Source organism: Haloferax chudinovii, assembly GCF_042663345.1.
Lineage (GTDB): Archaea > Halobacteriota > Halobacteria > Halobacteriales > Haloferacaceae > Haloferax > Haloferax chudinovii.
In genome coordinates this window covers 138,819-155,700 of record NZ_JBHTAB010000003.1, presented here as the reverse complement: position 1 = coordinate 155,700, position 16,882 = coordinate 138,819, and the positions used below count along the sequence as shown (strand labels likewise).

16 protein-coding genes are annotated in these 16,882 nt (G+C 66.8%); 7 read left to right on the top strand and 9 right to left on the bottom strand.

Annotated features, from left to right (window positions below):
- Positions 1 to 112 precede the first annotated feature (112 nt).
- The 3 genes from gyrB to ACFQI8_RS08315 all read left to right on the top strand — a co-directional run bounded on the left by gyrB (position 113) and on the right by ACFQI8_RS08315 (position 4,829).
- Positions 113 to 2,032: a DNA topoisomerase (ATP-hydrolyzing) subunit B gene (gyrB, locus tag ACFQI8_RS08325; RefSeq protein ID WP_390243901.1), complete on the top strand. Its 1,920-nt coding sequence runs from the start codon at positions 113 to 115 to the stop codon at positions 2,030 to 2,032.
- Position 2,033: 1 nt separating this feature from the next.
- Positions 2,034 to 4,589, top strand: a complete 2,556-nt coding sequence (gene gyrA / locus ACFQI8_RS08320; protein WP_390243900.1) for a DNA gyrase subunit A — start codon at positions 2,034 to 2,036, stop codon at positions 4,587 to 4,589.
- A gap of 105 nt (positions 4,590 to 4,694) precedes the next feature.
- A complete protein-coding gene (locus tag ACFQI8_RS08315) occupies positions 4,695 to 4,829 on the top strand; it encodes a hypothetical protein (RefSeq protein ID WP_390243899.1) in 135 nt (44 codons plus the stop codon).
- Between the two features lie 9 nt (positions 4,830 to 4,838).
- On the opposite strand, the gene ACFQI8_RS08310 is transcribed toward ACFQI8_RS08315, so the two are convergent.
- The 3 genes from ACFQI8_RS08310 to ACFQI8_RS08300 all read right to left on the bottom strand — a co-directional run bounded on the left by ACFQI8_RS08310 (position 4,839) and on the right by ACFQI8_RS08300 (position 7,234).
- On the bottom strand, positions 4,839 to 5,309 hold the full coding sequence (locus ACFQI8_RS08310; protein WP_004041454.1) for an NUDIX domain-containing protein: 471 nt from the start codon (positions 5,307 to 5,309) through the stop codon (positions 4,839 to 4,841).
- Positions 5,309 to 6,208 (bottom strand): arginase, encoded by a 900-nt coding sequence (gene rocF / locus ACFQI8_RS08305; RefSeq protein WP_390243898.1) that lies wholly within the window; start codon positions 6,206 to 6,208, stop codon positions 5,309 to 5,311. The genes ACFQI8_RS08310 and rocF overlap by 1 nt, the downstream gene beginning before the upstream one ends.
- A 105-nt stretch (positions 6,209 to 6,313) precedes the next feature.
- Entirely contained in the window at positions 6,314 to 7,234 is a 921-nt protein-coding gene (locus ACFQI8_RS08300; RefSeq protein WP_390243897.1) for an NAD-dependent epimerase/dehydratase family protein, read from the bottom strand.
- Between the two features lie 165 nt (positions 7,235 to 7,399).
- Between ACFQI8_RS08300 and ACFQI8_RS08295 the strand changes: the two genes are divergently transcribed.
- Positions 7,400 to 7,933 carry an Rrf2 family transcriptional regulator gene (locus ACFQI8_RS08295; protein ID WP_004063234.1) on the top strand — a complete coding sequence of 178 codons (534 nt, stop codon included), beginning with the start codon at positions 7,400 to 7,402 and terminating at the stop codon, positions 7,931 to 7,933.
- Between the two features lie 253 nt (positions 7,934 to 8,186).
- On the opposite strand, the gene ACFQI8_RS08290 is transcribed toward ACFQI8_RS08295, so the two are convergent.
- The 4 genes from ACFQI8_RS08290 to cdd form a co-directional block, all read right to left on the bottom strand.
- Positions 8,187 to 9,380, bottom strand: coding sequence for an NAD(P)/FAD-dependent oxidoreductase (locus ACFQI8_RS08290; protein ID WP_390243896.1), 1,194 nt, complete (start codon positions 9,378 to 9,380; stop codon positions 8,187 to 8,189).
- Between the two features lie 114 nt (positions 9,381 to 9,494).
- On the bottom strand, positions 9,495 to 10,313 hold the full coding sequence (locus ACFQI8_RS08285) for a nucleoside phosphorylase (RefSeq protein WP_390243895.1): 819 nt from the start codon (positions 10,311 to 10,313) through the stop codon (positions 9,495 to 9,497).
- Positions 10,310 to 11,566 carry a M10 family metallopeptidase domain-containing protein gene (locus ACFQI8_RS08280; RefSeq protein WP_390243894.1) on the bottom strand — a complete coding sequence of 419 codons (1,257 nt, stop codon included), beginning with the start codon at positions 11,564 to 11,566 and terminating at the stop codon, positions 10,310 to 10,312. The genes ACFQI8_RS08285 and ACFQI8_RS08280 overlap by 4 nt, the downstream gene beginning before the upstream one ends.
- A gap of 1 nt (position 11,567) precedes the next feature.
- Positions 11,568 to 12,083 carry a cytidine deaminase gene (cdd, locus tag ACFQI8_RS08275; protein WP_465261707.1) on the bottom strand — a complete coding sequence of 172 codons (516 nt, stop codon included), beginning with the start codon at positions 12,081 to 12,083 and terminating at the stop codon, positions 11,568 to 11,570.
- A 54-nt stretch (positions 12,084 to 12,137) separates the two neighbouring features.
- Here cdd and ACFQI8_RS08270 point away from each other — a divergent pair, with 54 nt between their 5' ends.
- Positions 12,138 to 12,392 (top strand): DUF7520 family protein, encoded by a 255-nt coding sequence (locus ACFQI8_RS08270; RefSeq protein WP_004970668.1) that lies wholly within the window; start codon positions 12,138 to 12,140, stop codon positions 12,390 to 12,392.
- Positions 12,393 to 12,486: 94 nt separating this feature from the next.
- Positions 12,487 to 12,756, top strand: a complete 270-nt coding sequence (locus tag ACFQI8_RS08265; protein WP_390243892.1) for a hypothetical protein — start codon at positions 12,487 to 12,489, stop codon at positions 12,754 to 12,756.
- 31 nt (positions 12,757 to 12,787) lie between these two features.
- On the opposite strand, the gene ACFQI8_RS08260 is transcribed toward ACFQI8_RS08265, so the two are convergent.
- A complete protein-coding gene (locus ACFQI8_RS08260; protein ID WP_390243891.1) occupies positions 12,788 to 13,369 on the bottom strand; it encodes a GNAT family N-acetyltransferase in 582 nt (193 codons plus the stop codon).
- 147 nt (positions 13,370 to 13,516) lie between these two features.
- Here ACFQI8_RS08260 and ACFQI8_RS08255 point away from each other — a divergent pair, with 147 nt between their 5' ends.
- The gene (locus ACFQI8_RS08255) at positions 13,517 to 15,517 is read left to right on the top strand and encodes an AMP-binding protein (RefSeq protein WP_390243890.1); all 2,001 of its coding nucleotides are present in this window, start codon (positions 13,517 to 13,519) and stop codon (positions 15,515 to 15,517) included.
- Between the two features lie 18 nt (positions 15,518 to 15,535).
- Here the strand turns inward: ACFQI8_RS08255 and ACFQI8_RS08250 are convergent, their stop codons facing one another.
- Positions 15,536 to 16,843, bottom strand: coding sequence for a dicarboxylate/amino acid:cation symporter (locus tag ACFQI8_RS08250; RefSeq protein WP_390243889.1), 1,308 nt, complete (start codon positions 16,841 to 16,843; stop codon positions 15,536 to 15,538).
- Positions 16,844 to 16,882: the final 39 nt, after the last annotated feature.

Here is a 16,882-nt window from a genome sequence, read left to right as displayed (position 1 = left end):
GGTCAGCCAGTCGGAATCGCCGGGCTCGGAAACCGCTACGCGGGACTCCAGTAAGTAGTTCGCGCCCGCGCGTGCGAGCCTTTAAGGGACGGGCTATCCTAGGCCAGTTCAGATGTCTCAGGATAACGAGTACGGGGCCGGACAGATTCAGGTCCTCGAAGGGCTCGAAGCCGTTCGAAAGCGTCCGGCGATGTACATCGGGTCCACCGATTCTCGCGGACTCCACCACCTCGTCTACGAAGTCGTCGACAACTCCATCGACGAGGCGCTCGCGGGGCACTGCGACGCCATCGAGGTCGCCCTCCACGAGGACGGCTCTGTCAGCGTCACGGACAACGGCCGCGGGATTCCGGTAGATACGCACGAACAGTACGACCGACCCGCGCTGGAGGTCATCATGACCGTCCTCCACGCCGGCGGGAAGTTCGACAACAAGTCCTATCAGGTCTCCGGCGGCCTCCACGGCGTCGGCGTCTCCGTGGTCAACGCGCTGTCGAGCGAGCTCGAAGTCGAGGTCAAACGCGACGGCGCGGTGTGGACACACCGCTTCGAGTTCGGCGAGCCGCAGGTCGACGAGTTCGAGCGCGTCCGCGACCTCGAACCCGGCGAAGACACCGGGACGACCATCCGCTTTTGGCCGGACGACGGAATCTTCGAGACGACCGAGTTCGACTTCAAGACGCTCGAAAACCGCCTGCGCGAACTCGCGTTCCTCAACTCCGGCGTCGAGATTTCGCTCGCCGACGAGCGGACCGACGAGTCGAGTACGTTCCGCTTCGAGGGCGGCATCCGCGAGTTCGTCGAGTACCTCAACGAGACCAAGACAGCTCTCCACGACGACATCATCTACTACGACGACGAGTCGGAGGGCATCGAGGTCGAAATCGCCATGCAGGCGACCGACGAACTACAGGGGTCGATTCACGCCTTCGCCAACAACATCAACACGCGCGAGGGCGGCACGCATCTGACCGGGTTCAAAACGGCGCTCACCCGCGTCGTCAACGACTACGCGAACAGCCACGATATGCTGGACGACCTCGACGGCGACAACCTCCGCGGCGAGGACGTCCGCGAGGGGCTCACCGCCGTCATCTCAATCAAACACCCCGACCCGCAGTTCGAGGGCCAGACGAAGACGAAGCTCGGAAACTCCGAGGTCCGCGGTATCGTCGAGAGCGTCACCCACCAACAGCTCGGGACGTTCTTCGAGGAGAACCCGGACACGACGACGGCCATCATCTCGAAGGCCGTCGAGGCCGCCCGCGCCCGCAAGGCCGCGAAGCAGGCCGAGGAACTCACCCGCCGCAAGTCCGCGCTCGAGTCCACCTCGCTCCCGGGGAAGCTCGCGGACTGTCAGAGCCGCGACCCTTCGGAGTCAGAGCTGTTCATCGTGGAGGGCGACTCCGCTGGCGGCTCGGCGAAGCAGGGCCGCGACCGCAAGTTCCAGGCGATTTTACCCCTCAAGGGGAAGATTCTGAACGTCGAGAAACACCGCCTCGACCGCATCCTCGAAAACGACGAGATACGGGCGCTCATCACCGCCATCGGCGGCGGCGTCGGCGACGAGTTCGACATCGAGAAGGCGCGCTACCAGCGGCTCATCCTGATGACCGACGCCGACGTCGACGGCGCGCACATCCGGACACTCCTCCTCACGCTCCTGTACCGCCACATGCGCCCGCTCATCGAGGCCGGCTACGTGTACGCGGCCCAACCGCCGCTGTACCGCGTCCGCTACCGCGGCAACACCTACGACGCGATGGACGAGGCGGAGCGAGACCGCATCATCGAGGAGCAATGCAACGGTAACCCCACGCAGGTCCAGCGGTTCAAGGGGCTCGGCGAGATGAACCCCGACCAGCTGTGGGACACGACGATGAACCCCGAAAACCGCGTCCTCAAGCGCATCACCGTCGAGGACGCCGCCGCCGCCGACCGGATGTTCAACATCCTGATGGGCGACGCCGTCGGACCGCGAAAGCAGTTCATCAAGGACCACGCGAACGACGCCGAATGGGTAGACATCTAATATGAGTTCTGACGCACCAGATTCTTTCGAACCGGGCGCGGGTATCGCGGCCGAAGTGAAAAACGCGCGCATCGAAGACGAGATGGAGCAGTCGTACATCGACTACGCGATGTCGGTCATCGCGGGTCGGGCGCTCCCCGACGTTCGCGACGGCCTCAAGCCGGTCCACCGACGCATCCTCTATGCGATGCATCAGGCCGGCGTGACCTCCAACTCGTCGCACCGCAAGTCCTCGTCCATCGTGGGCGAGACGATGGGTGACTACCACCCCCACGGCGACTCCGCCATCTACGACACCCTCGCGCGCATGGCGCAGGACTTCTCGATGCGCTACCCGCTCGTCGACGGGCAGGGGAACTTCGGCTCCGTCGACGGCGACCCACCGGCCGCGATGCGCTACACGGAGGCGCGGATGTCCTCCATCGCCGAGGAACTCCTCGACGACATCGACAAGGACACCGTCGACTTCCAGTCGAACTACGACGACCGCAAGCAGGAGCCGACGGTGCTCCCGTCGTCGTTCCCGAACCTGCTGGTCAACGGGTCGTCCGGCATCGCGGTCGGGATGTCCACGAACATCCCGCCGCACAACCTCGGCGAGGTCATCGACGCCACGGTGGAACTCATCGAAAACCCGGAGGCGACCATCCCGGAGTTGATGGAACACATCAAGGGCCCGGACTTCCCGACCGGCGCGAACATCGTCGGTCGCAACGCGGTCCACAAGGCGTACAAGACGGGCCGCGGTCGCGTCCGCGTCCGCGCCGACTACGACGTGTTCGAGGAGGAGGGCCGCATCGTTATCAACGAACTCCCGTATCAGGAGAACAAGGCCCGCCTCATCGAGCGCATCGCCGACGACGTGAACGAGGGCAAAATCGAGGGCATCCGCGACATCCGCGACGAGTCCGACCGCGACGGCATCCGCGTCGTCATCGAACTCAAGCGCGGCGCGATGGCCGAGGTCGTCAAGAATCAGCTTCTCGACAACCACCTCGAATCCACGTTCGGCGTCATCAACCTCGCGCTCGTCGACGGCCAGCCGCAGGTGCTGACGCTCAAGCAGACGCTCGAACACTACCTCGACCATCGCCGCGACGTGGTCCGCCGGCGCTCCGAGTACGAACTCGCCGAGGCCGAAGACCGCGCACACATCCTCGACGGCCGCCTGAAGGCCCTCGACAACATCGACGACGTGGTCGAGACCATCCGGCACTCCGAGAGCCGCGACGACGCGAAGGCCGCGCTCCGCGGCGAGGTCACCGTCGAAGTCGACGGCGCGCCGCTCCCGTCGTTCGACTTCTCCGAAGAGCAGGCCAACCACATCGTCTCGATGCAACTCGGCTCGCTCACCTCGATGGAGGCCGCCGAAATCGAAGACGAGTACGAGGACGTCCAAGCGACCATCGACCGCCTCGAAACCATCCTCGGCGACCGGTCGGAACTCGACGCGGTCATCGAGTCCGAACTCCTCGACATCAAAGACGAGTACGCCGACGACCGGCGGACCTCGTTCGTCGCCAACACCGGAGAGGTCACCCGCGCCGACCTCATCCCCGAGGAGGACGTGGTCGTCATCGTCAGCGAGGACGACTACATCAAGCGGATGCCGGTCTCCCGGTTCCGCGCCCAGCACCGCGGCGGCAAGGGCATCATCGGGACGGACCTCAAGGAGGGTGACAACGTCTCGTCCGTGTTCGTCACGAACACCCACGATGACCTGCTCTGTTTCACCAACCACGGGCAGGTCTACCAACTGAAGGCCTACCAGGTGCCCGAGATGTCGCGGACCGCCCGCGGGAAGTCGGCGGTCAATCTCCTCGACTTCGACGACGGCGAGGAGATCACGGCCGTCGTCAACTGCGACGACCTCGAAGACATCGAGGGCTACCTGACGATGGTGACCCAGAACGGCTACATCAAGCGGACCGGCACCGACCGGTTCCAGAACATCCTCTCGACGGGCATCATCGCCACCAAACTCGACGAGGGCGACGAACTGGTCGACGTGGAGGTCACCGACGGCGAAAGCGACCTCGTCATCGGAACCGAACAGGGGATGTCCATCCGCTTCGACGAGGACGAGGTGCGCGCGATGGGCCGGTCGGCCCGCGGCGTCCGCGGCGTCAAACTGACCGGCGACGACGTAGTCGCCGGCGTGGCCGCCATCGACGAGGCCCACCACAGTTGGATTCTCACCGTCACCGAGAACGGCTACGGGAAGCGCACCGACCTTGACGCCTACCGCAAGCAGTCCCGAAACGGTAAGGGTCTCATCGACATCAAGACCAACGAGCGGAACGGCCCGGTCTGCGCCATCAACACCGTCGGCGAGGGCGACCACCTCGTCGTCATGTCCGACGAGGGCCAGATTCTCCGGACGCCCGTCGAGGACATCTCGACGGTCGGCCGCAACACGATGGGCGTCATCGTGATGGACCTCGACGAGGGCGACGACGTCGCCTCCGTCGACGTGATTCCGGCCGCGATGACGACCGAGGCCGAGGAACTCGACGACGTGGAAGGCGACGCGGAAGCCGACGCGGCCGACGAGTAAGTCGACTTTCCGCGACGACGGATTCTTTTATGCACCCACCGGAGAGCCGCGGCTCCGAACGTCGCGCCCCGAAGGCATTTACCTCGGCCGAGAGGTCGTCTCGGTATGAGAGTCCGGCCGCGGGCGAGAATCGCCGGCGTCTCGGCGCTTGCGTTCGCGGCGGGCGGTGTCGGCGAGGCCGTCGGCTACGTCGTTCGAGTCGTGCGGAAACGCGGGACAGCCAGCGGTCGAACCTCGTAGTCGGCTACTTTACTTCTCGACGTCCGAGGGTTCTCGCGTCAGGTCGTAGGTGTAGTGTCGCGGCTTGCGGTCCCGGAGCCAGTCGCGGAGCGGTTCGACCCGCGGCCGGTAGGTGAGCGTCGACCCGAGGGCGGTCAGCGGGAGGAACTTCGCCGCCTCGATTTCGTCGTCGGGGTCGCTCGGCGACGGCGTCGGGTCGTCGGCGACGGGCGTCGCGTGGTAGAACCGCTGGAGATAGATGCGGTGGTCCGGGGCGCGAATCTCACTCGTGAACGCGAGCGACTGGATTTCGACTTCGACCCCGGTCTCCTCTGCGGCCTCGCGGGCGGCGGTCTCGAAGAAGAACTCACCGGGTTCGGAACCGCCCTTCGGCAGTCCCCAGCGGTCCTTCTCGTAGACCGCGAGCACCGAGTTCTCCCGTAAGACGACGACGCCGGCGGCCAGGTCGTGCGGAGCGGGGGCTTCTCTCGGCGTCGACATCAGAGGATGCGCTTGCCCAAGGCGCTTGCGGCGAGTTCGGTCGCGAGCGTCGCGGTCTCGTTGTGTTGGTCGAGGATGGGGTTGACCTCCACGAGTTCGAACGACCGCATGGCCTCCGAGCGGGCGACGAGCTCCATCGCCGCGTGCGCCTCGCGGTAGGTCACGCCGCCGCGGACGGGCGTCCCGACGCCGGGGGCCTCGCGGGGGTCGAGCCAGTCGAGGTCGAGGCTGACGTGAATGCCGTCGGTGCCGGCGGTCGCCACGTCGAGGGCGTCGTTCGTCACCTCGGTGACGCCGCGCTCGTCGATATCGGACATCGTGTAGACCGTCACGTCGCTGTCGCGAATCGCCTCGGCCTCCACGCCGTCGACGGAGCGCAGGCCGACGATTGCGACGTTTTCTTCCTTGAGGCCGGCGGCGTTCGCCCACTCGACGCCCGCGAAGTCGCCGACGCCGAGCGCGGCGGCCAGCGGCATGCCGTGGACGTTGCCGGACGGCGAGGTGCTCGGAGTGTTGAAGTCGCCGTGGGCGTCGAACCAGATGACGCCGATGTCGGCGTCGCGGGCGCTCCCGACCAGCGAGCCGATGGCGATAGAGTGGTCGCCGCCGAGCGCGAGCGGGGTCGTCCCCTCGGCGAGCGCGGTCGAGACCGCGTCGGCGAGGCTCGTCGTTACCTCTTCGACCTCTTGGACGTGCTTGGCGTTCGCCGCCCCGGCGTCCGCGTCCCGCGTCGCGTGGTGCGGGACCGCGAGGTCGCCGGCGTCCGTCGGCGAGACGCCCGCGGACTCGAGTTCCTCCGCGAGCCCGGCGTACCGAATCGCGGAGGGCCCCATGTCCACCCCGCGTCGATTGGCACCGTAGTCCGTCGGCGCACCCAGAATTCTGACGTTCCGTTCCATAGCTGATGCACTCGTTCGGGGCGTTTAGTGGCATCGGAAAAACACCCTTATCGATGATGCCGTCTGTCGACTCCGGGGAGGCCGCCGTGTGGCGGAATGCGGGAGCTACTCGGCGAGATACGGTTCGCAGACGCGCCGGACGCCCTCCTCGAAGGGGATTTCAGGTTCCCAGCCGGTCGCCTCGCGCATCTTCGTGCAGTCGGCCATCGTGTCGTGGACGTACACGTCGAGGGGGTTTTCGATATACACCGGGTCGACGTCGGTTCCGAGCGCGTCGTTTATCAGCTCGACCATCTCGTTGAACGAGTAACTCTCGCCGGTGCCGAGGTTGTAGATGCCCTGAAGCCGGTGGTCGGCGGCGAGTTCGATGCCGCGGACGATGTCGTCGACGTGGGTGAAATCGCGGGTCTGGGTACCGTCGCCGAACAGCTCCGGCGACTCGCCGGTCGCAATCTGGTCGGCGAACTGCGCGACCGTGTTGGCGAACTCGCCTTTGTGTTCCTCCGCGCCGCCGAAGCCCTGATACACCGAGAAAAACCGGAGTCCGGCCGTCCGCACGTCGTAGTGGTGGTGGAAGTACTCCGCGTAGCGCTCCCGCGCCAGTTTCGACGCCTCGTAGCCCGTGCGCGCCTCGACGGGCATATCCTCCGGTGAGGGCTCGGTCCGAGAGCCGTAAATCGAGGACGTGGAGGCGTAGACGACGGTGTCACAGCCGTCCTTCCGCGCCTGTTCGACCGTGTTGACGAAGCCTTCGACGTTGACGCGCGCGCCTTTCGTCGGGTTCTCCTCGTGCATCTTGTACGACGACAGCGCCGCGAGGTGGAACACAACGTCGACGCCCTCGGTCGGGAGGTCGTCGTCGAGGACGCTCGCGTCGTGGAACTCGACCGCGTCGTCGAGGTTCGCAGGCGTCCCGAGATAGAGGTCGTCGACCGCGACGACCTCGTTGTCGTCGGCGAGGTGGTTCGCGAGGTTCGAGCCGATGAAGCCGGCACCGCCGGTGACGAGGACTCGTTTCCCGTTCATGCGCTACCGGACTCTCGTGAGCCGTATAGTGCTATCGACAGCATCGAGGCCGAATCGAGGTTCAAAATGAACATTCATGAGTGTGATACGGTTACAAAGTAGACGAACGGCAGATTTGAACCGTCATCCATCGGATTTAAGGACGTATGTAGCGAACCATTCTCCATGTCATCAATCGAGCTCACGTCGAGTCAGAAAACCATCTTGACTGCCCTCATCAACCTCTATCGGGACTCCGAAGACGCCGTAAAGGGTGAGGACATCGCGACCGAGGTCAACCGAAACCCCGGCACCATCCGAAACCAGATGCAGAGCCTGAAGGCGCTCCAGTTGGTCGAGGGCGTCCCCGGTCCGAAGGGCGGCTACAAGCCGACCGCCAACGCCTACGAGGCGCTCGACGTGGACAAGATGGACGAGCCCGCGTTCGTCCCCCTGTTCCACAACGACGAGGAAGTCGAGGGTGTCAACGTCGACGAAATCGACCTCTCCAGCGTCCACCACCCCGAGCTGTGCCGCGCCGAGATTCACGTTCAGGGCTCCGTCCGCGAGTTCCACGAGGGCGACAAGATTCGCGTCGGTCCGACGCCCCTCTCGAAGCTCGTCATCGACGGCACCCTCGACGGCAAGGACGACACGAGCAACATCCTCATCCTCCGCATCGACGATATGCAGGCACCCGTCGGCGAACCCCAGCACTAACCACGCATATCTCTTCGTCTTTTTCCGGGCACTCTCCGCCCACTCCGACCGGCTGGTTCGGCGTGCGGACGGCGAAGCGGTCCGTCCGACGTGATGAGACGGTTCGGCCAGCGATTGAGCTCGGCAAGCGACGACGCGATGCGTCGCTCGCGACTCGGCAGTGTTCGACAGTGTAACGGAGCCGAAGAAACCGAAACGCAGTCGGCGAGCGTCGGGCGGCGCGTCACCCGGCGGTCGGTCGGATGCGGTCGAGTTAGAGGTCGTTCCAGGCAGAGAGCGCGCGCTTCGGCGACGTCACGTCCGCGATCCAGTTCGCGGCGATGCCCTTCTTCAGCGTCCGCGCGAGCGGGCCGCCGAAGACGTTGACGGGGAACTCGCCGAAGACCGGGAACTTCACGCCGTGGGCGACGGCATCGTGGCCGATGGAGATAACCGTCCCCTTGTCGGTGAACGTCCAGCGCTTGAGCGGCTTGCCGGCGATGGCGCGGGCGATGTTCTCGCCGGCGACGTCCGCGGCGTCCCAGGCGGCCTGCGCCGTCGGCGGCGCGACGCTGTCGGGACCCTGCTCGACGAGGGCGCAGTCGCCGACCGCGAAGACGCGGTCGTCGCTAGCCTGGAAGTCCTCCTCGGCGAAGAAGCGGTGGGAGCGCTCGTCCTGTTCGAGTTCGACGTCGGACGCCTCGGGCTGGCCAGTGATACCGCCGGTCCAGACGAGCACGTCGTAGTCGAGTTCCTCGGGGGCCTCGTCCTCGCCGCCACCGATGAAGACGGTCTCCTCGTCGACCTTCGAGATGAAGTCGCCCGTGAGGATGTCGATGTCGAGGTCTTCGACGCGGCGGCGGAGCGCGCCCTGCAGTTCGGGGTCGTTGCCGGGGAAGATTTCGTCCATTCCCTCGACGAGCTTGATGTCGATTGGCGCGCGGTTCGTGTCGCGGTACTCGGCGACCTCGGCGGCCGTCTGGATGCCGGAGAGTCCCGCACCGCCGATGACGACCTCCGCGGGGTCGTCGCGGGAGGCGTCGGCGGCCGCCTCCTTGATGTCCTGGTGAATCTCGCGGGCGTCGTCGAGGCCCTTGAGCTGGTGGGCGAACTCTTCGAGGCCCTCGATGCCGAAGAAGGCGGTCGAAGAGCCGATGGCGACGAGCAGATAGTCGTAGTCGACGTCGTCGCCGCCTTCGAGTTCGACGACGCGCTCGTCGACGTTCACGTCGGTCGCGCGGCCCTTGACGAAGTCGGTCGAGTCGGACTTGATTTCGTCGACGGGGATGGTGATGCTGGACTCGACACTCGGGTCACGGATACAGCGGTGGACCTCGTGGAGGACGAGGTGGTAGTCGTGTTCGGCGACCCACGTGAGTTGCGCGTCGTGACCGAGCTCTTCTTCGAGGGTTGTGACAGCGCCGGCCCCGGCGTACCCCGAGCCGAGAACGACGACCTGCGTGCTCATGTCGTCGTCTGTGTAGTCATCCGATAAAGGGGCTTTGAAACCGTCTCCACAGCCGGGGTAATTTTGACCGCTACGCCCCCGAAACGTCGAAATACGAGTTCGACGGTTGTCGGACTAGTCGAGGCTGAGGCCCGCGTGCCAGCGGTCGACGCCCGCCTCGCGTTTGACTTCGTCCATCTCGGCGAGGAGGTGGACCGCGAGACTGGCGGTCTCGGCCGCGCGCGACTCGCCTTCGGTGCGGAACTCGCCGGTGACGCGGTTCGCGTAGACCGAGCAGACGGCCCCCGCGCGGAACCCGTAGACGTTGGCGATGGTCAGGAGCGCCGCGGCCTCCATCTCGATGTTCTTCACGTTCGCCTCGCGGAGTTCCTCCACCAGCGAGTCGGAGCCGGCGGCGCGGAAGCCCTCGAAGCCGGGGCGTCCCTGCCCGGCGTAGAAGGAGTCTGCGCTCATCGTGAGGCCGACGTGGTAGTCGTAGCCGAGGCGCTCGGCGGCCGCGACGAGCGCCGAGACGACCTCGTGGTCGGAAACGGCGGGGTAGTCCTCGCGGACGTACTCCTTGGAGGTGCCCTCCTGTCGGACCGCGCCCGAGGTGATGACGAGGTCGCCCACGTCCATCTCGGGCTGAATCGCTCCGCAGGAGCCGACGCGGATGAAGGTGTCCGCGCCGGCGCGGGCGAGTTCCTCGACGGCGATGGCCGCCGAGGGACTCCCGATACCCGTCGAAGTGACCGAAATCGGCGTCTCGTCGTAGCTCCCCGTGGCGGTCCGGTACTCGCGGTGGTAGGCCTTCTCCTCGTGGTCCTCCCACAGCGCCGTCACCTTGTCCACGCGCTCTGGATTCCCGGGGAGCAACACCGCGTCGGCGAGGTCCGCGGGACCGACTTCGAGGTGGTACTGGACCTCGTCGTTCGGGTCCTCGCTGTCGTTCATGGCAGTACTCGCGGGCGCGCGGTGGAAATTCTTGCGTTCTCGGAGGGGACCCCCGCGGGCGTCGTCGCGTTCTCGTCCGCGTTCTCGTTCGCGGTCGCGGCCGGCGAGGCCGTCGCACGTGGGGTCGTCGTCGACCGCCGCTCGCCCGCGACGCCGCGCCACGCCGGGTCGTCGGCGGGGTCGCCGTCTCGGAACGGCGGCGGGAGGTCAGCCCGCTCGTCGGCCGCAAGCAGGTAGCCGAGTCCCGCGCCGACGTACCAGTCGACCAGTGACGGGGCGAGGTCGGCGTCTACCACGAGGTCGCCGCCGGTGTACCACTCCAGCGCCGCGTCGTCGTCGGCGTCGACGCCGGTCCGCCGCCAGCGCACGCCAGAGCCGCCGTCTCGGAACGCCGACACCGAGAGCGTCACGTCGGCCATCGCGGGGTCGGAAACGCGCTCGAACGAGCGGTTCGCGGGCGCGACGCCGTCGGACCCGGACCCGTAGTACGACAGCGCGTGGTCGATTTCGGCCTCGTAGGTCGCCCGCTCGCCGGGCGAGACGTTCGAGAGGTCGACGTGGACTGCGACGGTCCGCTCGCGGAAGGGCGACTCCCGCTCGGCGGCGTCCGGCTCTGGCAGTCGCGTCGTCTCGACGCGCTCGGACAGCACGGGGAACGCGTCGGCGTCGTCGTGGGTCAGCCCGAGCAGGTGGCCGAACTCGTGGCGCAACACCGTCTCGGTCGTCCGGTCGTCGTAACCGGCGGCGACGACCACCGAGACCGACTCCGTCGGCCCAGTGGGTTCGTCGCCGTCCAAGAGGGGCGCACAGCCGACCGCGTCGCCACCGGCGTAGTCGCCGCAGGCGTCGATTCGCTCGACGACCGAGACGGTCACGTCCGGTGCCGAGGCGTTCGGCACCACGACGAACGCCGGGTCGGAGGTGACCGCCGACGCGTTCGCCCGCCAGTAGTTCACCGCCGATTCGACGAGCGAGGCGTAATCGCGGCCGTCCGCGGGCACGTCGATACCGACGACGACGGGCGCGTGGCCCCACGGGTTGTCGGCGGGGCGCGTCTCCGGCATCGCCGACGACCCGGTTCTACCGACGGCGGCAGAGACGGCCCCGTCGTCGCCGTCGCTCGCGTCGGCCGACGGGGTACCGAGGGCGGCGTCCACGACCGGCGGGGACGGCGACAGCGACGCACACCCCGAAAGTACGACGAGAAAAGCGAGCGCGAGTGCGGCGATTCCGCGGTCGGCGGCGAGCGACACGTTACTCGTCGGCGTCGCGGTTCGCCGCGGCGGCTTCCAGCGTGTCCAGCGAGATGGTGTTCGGGAGGAGTTCGCTCAGGGTGTACTCGACGACGTCGTCGCCGCCGAGGTCGCAGACGACCGGGAGGTCTTCGTCGCAGAACTCCGCGAGCGTCTGGCGGCACATCCCGCAGGGGGTGACGCCGTCGCGCGCGCCCGAGGTGACGACGAGGCGGTCGAACTCCGTGTGGCCGTTTTTCACGGCCTCCGCGATGGCGACCTCCTCGGCGTGGAGGCTGTTCGAGTAGTTCGCGTTCTCGATGTTACAGCCGACGTAGACCTCGCCGTCGGCGGTCCTGAGCGCCGCTCCGACGGCGTACTCCGAGTAGGGAACGTAGGCGTTGTCGAGGGCTTCGCGGGCGCGTTCGACGAGTGAGTCGGGCATTGGGCGCTCATTCGCGTGGGGTGGTTTAGTTCGTTCGGCTCCCCGAGACTGTCGCCTCGGCCGATGGGCGCGGGCGGCGGCTCCGAGGGACATCTCCAATCGCGTCGTCCCGCAAGCGACTATACGACGCGGCCCTAACGCGGCGTCGTGAACGACACATCCGGCGGACGACGAATCCTGCTTCTCGTCGGCGCGAGCGTCGTAGTTATCTCGGGCATCCTCGGCGTCTTTATCGGCGAGAACGGCGGTCAGGTCGCCGCCGAGATATCGCTGTTCGGCGTCCTCTCACTGCCGACCAGTCCGCTCGCCTTCAGCCTCTACGGGATGGCCTTCTCGGCCGTCATCCTCGCGGTGCTGTTCGCGCTCGTCGAGTACGCCTCGCGCGTGGAGAACGCTCAGTAACGGGGGCTCGCACCGCATCGAAACGCCCGTCTCGGTCGGGGAACCGCGACCGGAAGGCGGACCGCTTTTGCTCGTCCGGCCCCGACGGACCCGCATGGACGCGCCCTCGTCGACCTCGACCTCGGACGCCTCGGCCGGCGACGCCACCCCCGGCCCGCTCCCGGAGGACACGAGCGGGAAGAACCGAAAGCGCGCCGCGCTGGCGACCGCGCCGTTCCTCGCGCTCGGGCTGGCCGACGTGGTACTCATCCTCTTGCAGGGCCTCGAACCGCTCTGGGGCTTCGCCATCCTCCCGCCGATTCTGTTCTGTAGCGTGCTGACCTGGATCGTCTTCAGCACCGACTTCCTCGACGACCGGACCTGAGCCGGCCGCGACTCGGTGCCGGGGATTCGATTCAGCGCCGCAGGTTCGTGGAGTACTTCGTCGGCGTCTCCTCGTCGTAGCCGAAGTCCTCGGCGGTCAGTTCCGGGTCGGCGTCCCCGGCGCTCGCGGGCGCGGCGACTTTGAACCGCTCGCGGAGGCGCTCGGGCATCGAGAACGCCTCGCGGTCGAGTCGGAGCGCGATGGCGTCCGCGTCGTCCCCCCTAACTCCGTCGAGTCGCGTCCGCGGCCCCGCCGGGAGGTCCTCGGCGTCGACCGGCTCGAACCCGAACTGCGCGCAGTAGCCGTGGTCCGAGGTGAACCCGTAGACGGTGTCGAACGCCTCGGCCGCGGCGCGGTCGACCAGTCGCTCGACGACGTGTGCCCCGACGCCCTGCCCGCGCCACCGCTCCGAGACGCCGACGCAGGTGACCTCGCAGAACGGCTCGTCGGTCTTGTGGACCCGGATGCGCCCGAATCCCGCCTTCTCGCCGGACTCCTCGTCGAGCGCAATCACGTAATCGCGGGACCGAAAGGAGCCGTCGTCGAGTCCGAGTTCCTCAAGCGAGTCGAGCAACCAGACCTCGTCTCGGTTCTTCGCGTCTCGGACGTACATGCCTATCAGTAGCACACCACCCGACAAAAACGCCTCGGGCCGGGACGCCGATTACGCCTCAGTCGGGGACGCCGATTCCCGCCGCGTCGGCCGAACGCAACGAAAGAACAGTAAAGATTCATGGTTCCGCTCGCGGAACCACGGTTCATGGACGTGCCCGACACCGACACCGTGGTACACGAACCGGACCCGGCGTTCGTCGAGGACGCCAACGTCACCCGCTTCATGCGGGAACACGACATCGAGGACTACGACGAACTCATCGAGCGGACGACGACCGAGGTTCCGGGGGTCAACGCGTCCGGCGTCGAGTGGTTCTGGGACGAGCTCGTCGACTACCTCGACATCGACTTCTACGAGGAGTACGACGCGGTCCGCGACGACTCGGAGGGGCCGCAGTTCTCCCGCTGGTATCCCGGCGGCGAGCTAAACGTCGCCCACAACACTCTCGACCGCCACGCCGCGGTCGACTCCGGAAACCGGAACCGCGTCGCCTGCATCTGGGAGGGCGAAGACGGCGAGGTCGTCCAGCGGACCTACCACGACCTCTACCGCGAGGCCAACCGCGTCGCCAACGTCCTCGAATCGTACGGCGTCGAGACCGGCGATACGGTGGGGCTGTACATGCCGATGGTGCCCGAGGTCATCTCCATTCTCTACGGCTGTTTCAAGGTCGGCGCGATAGCCGTCCCCATCTTCTCCGGGTTCGGCGTCGACGCCACCGCGACCCGCCTCGCAGACCCGGAGTGCTCGGTGCTTTTCACCGCCGACGGCTTCTACCGCCGCGGCTCCGAAATCGGGCTGAAAGCGGCCGCGGACGAGGCCGTCGAAGAGGCCGGATGCGTCGAGAACGTCGTCGTCTACCGGCGGTTCGGCGACGAGAGCGGCGACGCCGACGTGCCGTGGAACGACGACCGCGACGAGTGGTGGGACGACACCGTCGGCGCGGCCGACTCCGAGTACGAAACCAAATCCCTCCCGTCGGACGCCGAGTCGATGTTGCTGTACTCCTCGGGGACGACCGGCAAGCCGAAAGGCATCGTCCACACCCACGCGGGCGTCCAGATGCAGACCGCAAAGGAGATTCACTTCGGCTTCGACCAGAAGCCCGAGGACCGCTTCTTCTGGGTCTCCGACATCGGCTGGATGATGGGCCCGTGGACGCTCATCGGGAACCACACGTTCGCCGGCACGGTCTTCATGTACGAGGGCGCGCCCGACTACCCGAACCCGGACCGCTTTTGGGACATGATAGAGCGCCACCGCATCACCACCTTCGGCATCTCGCCGACGGCCATTCGCGCCCTACGGAAGTACGGCGACGAGGCGGTCGAGAAACACGACCTGTCGAGCCTGCGCCTGCTGGGGTCGACCGGCGAGCCGTGGGACCCCGAGTCGTGGATGTGGTTCTACGAACACGTCGGCGGCGGCGAAGCACCCATCATGAACATCTCCGGCGGCACCGAAATCTGCGGCTGTTTCCTCATGCCGATGCCGACCCAACCGCTCAAGCCCTGCTCGCTCGGCGGCCCCGGCCTCGGGATGGACATCGACATCGTGGACGCCGCGGGCGAGTCCATCGCCGACACCCACGAGCGCGGCTTCCTCGTCGCGCGCGACTCCTGTCCCTCGATGACCAAGAGCCTCTGGGAGGGCGACGAGCGCTACCTCGACACCTACTGGTCGTCGTGGGAGAACCGCTGGGACCACGGCGACTGGGCGCAGAAGGACGAAGACGGCTTCTGGTTCCTGCACGGCCGCGCCGACGACGCCCTCAACGTGGCCGGCCGCAAGGTCGGTCCCGCCGAGGTCGAAGGCGCGCTCATCGAACACGACGCGGTGAATCAGGCCGCCGCGGTCGGCGTCCCCGACGACACCACCGGGACGGCCGTCGTCGCCTACGTCGTCCTCGAAGACGGTATCGAGGAGAGCGACGACCTCCGCGAGGAGCTTCGGGGCGTCGTCGGCGAGGAGTTGGGCAAGCCGTTCCGCCCGCGGGAACTCCTGTTCGTCGACGAGTTCCCGAAGACGCAGTCGGGGAAGATAATCCGCCGCGCCATCGCCTCCATCTACACGGGCGAGGACCTCGGCGACATGAGCAGTATCGAGAACCCGGAGTCGCTCGAAAAAATAGCGAACGCGTCCTGAGGCGGTTTCGGCTTTCGTTCAGTCGGACAGCGCCGCGCCGACGCCGTCGTTCCACGCGTCGGCGGTGAAGTCGACCGCGTCGTTCCACGTGGCGACGACCGTCGTCACCGCGAGGTCGCCGGTCACGTTCACCATCGTCCGAATCCGGTCGAGGATTGGGTCGACGCCGGCGACGAGCCCCACGATTTCGAGCGGTAGGCCGAGTTGCGTCAAGACGAGCGTGAGCATGATGAGTCCCGACCCGGGCACGCCGGCGGTACCGATACTCGCCAGCACGGCCACCGCGACGACGGCGAACTGGTCGGCCAGAGAGAGGTTCACGCCGACGATGTTCGCCGCGAAGATGGCCGCGACGCCCTGGTACATCGCCGTGCCGTCCATGTTGATGGTCGCACCGAGCGGGAGCGTAAAGCCGTAGATGCGCTCTTCGATGCCGAGGTTCTCGTCCGCGTCCGACATCGTGACCGGGAGCGTCCCGGACGACGACCGGATGCTCAGTGCGGTCACCATCGCGTCGCGCGCACCGGAGAGAAACGCGACCGGAGACCGACCCGCGACCCCGACGACGAACGCGCCGAGGTAGACGAGTCCGATGTGGACGACGGCCGCGAGGAGCATCGTTCCGATGAGGAGCGCGAAGGGAACGATAGCGTCGACGCCGGCGGTGCCGAAGACGTTCGCCATGAGCGCGAAGACGCCGAGGACGCCGAACTCCATCGCCCCCCAGACGACCTTGTACATCGCCTCCGCGCCCGCGTCGGCGAGGTCGAAGAACGCCTCGATGCCGCGTTTGACCTGCTCGTCGTCGGTCTCCTCCCACGCCAGCGTGAGACCGAGGCCGAACACGACGACGAAGAAGATGGTCGGCAACACGCTCCCGTCGGCCATCGCGCCCACGGGGTTCGTCGGGACGATGTTGAGGACGACTTCGACGGCGTCGGGGGCCTCGGCGCTCTGTGCCTCGGCACCGGCGAGCAGTTCTTCGAGCCCGCGGGAACCGGGGGAGACGAGGTTACTCACACCGAGTCCGATGGCGACCGCAAACGCGGACGTGAGCGCGTACAGGCCCACGACTTGCGCACCGACGCGACCGAGCGACGACGGCGAGAGCTGTCGGACGCCCATCAGGAGGGTGAACACCACGATGGGGACGATGAGCATCTTCAGGAGTCGGACGAACAGGTCGCCGACCGGTTTCAGGGCCGTCGCGGGTTCGCCGACGACGAGGCCGACGAGCGACCCGAGGACGAACGCGACTCCGATTCGGTAGACGATGCCGACCGAGCGATACCGGTTCCAGAGAGAGACGATACCAGTCTGTGACATATAATGTGTGTGAACTAACCCTACAGCCAAATCATAAAT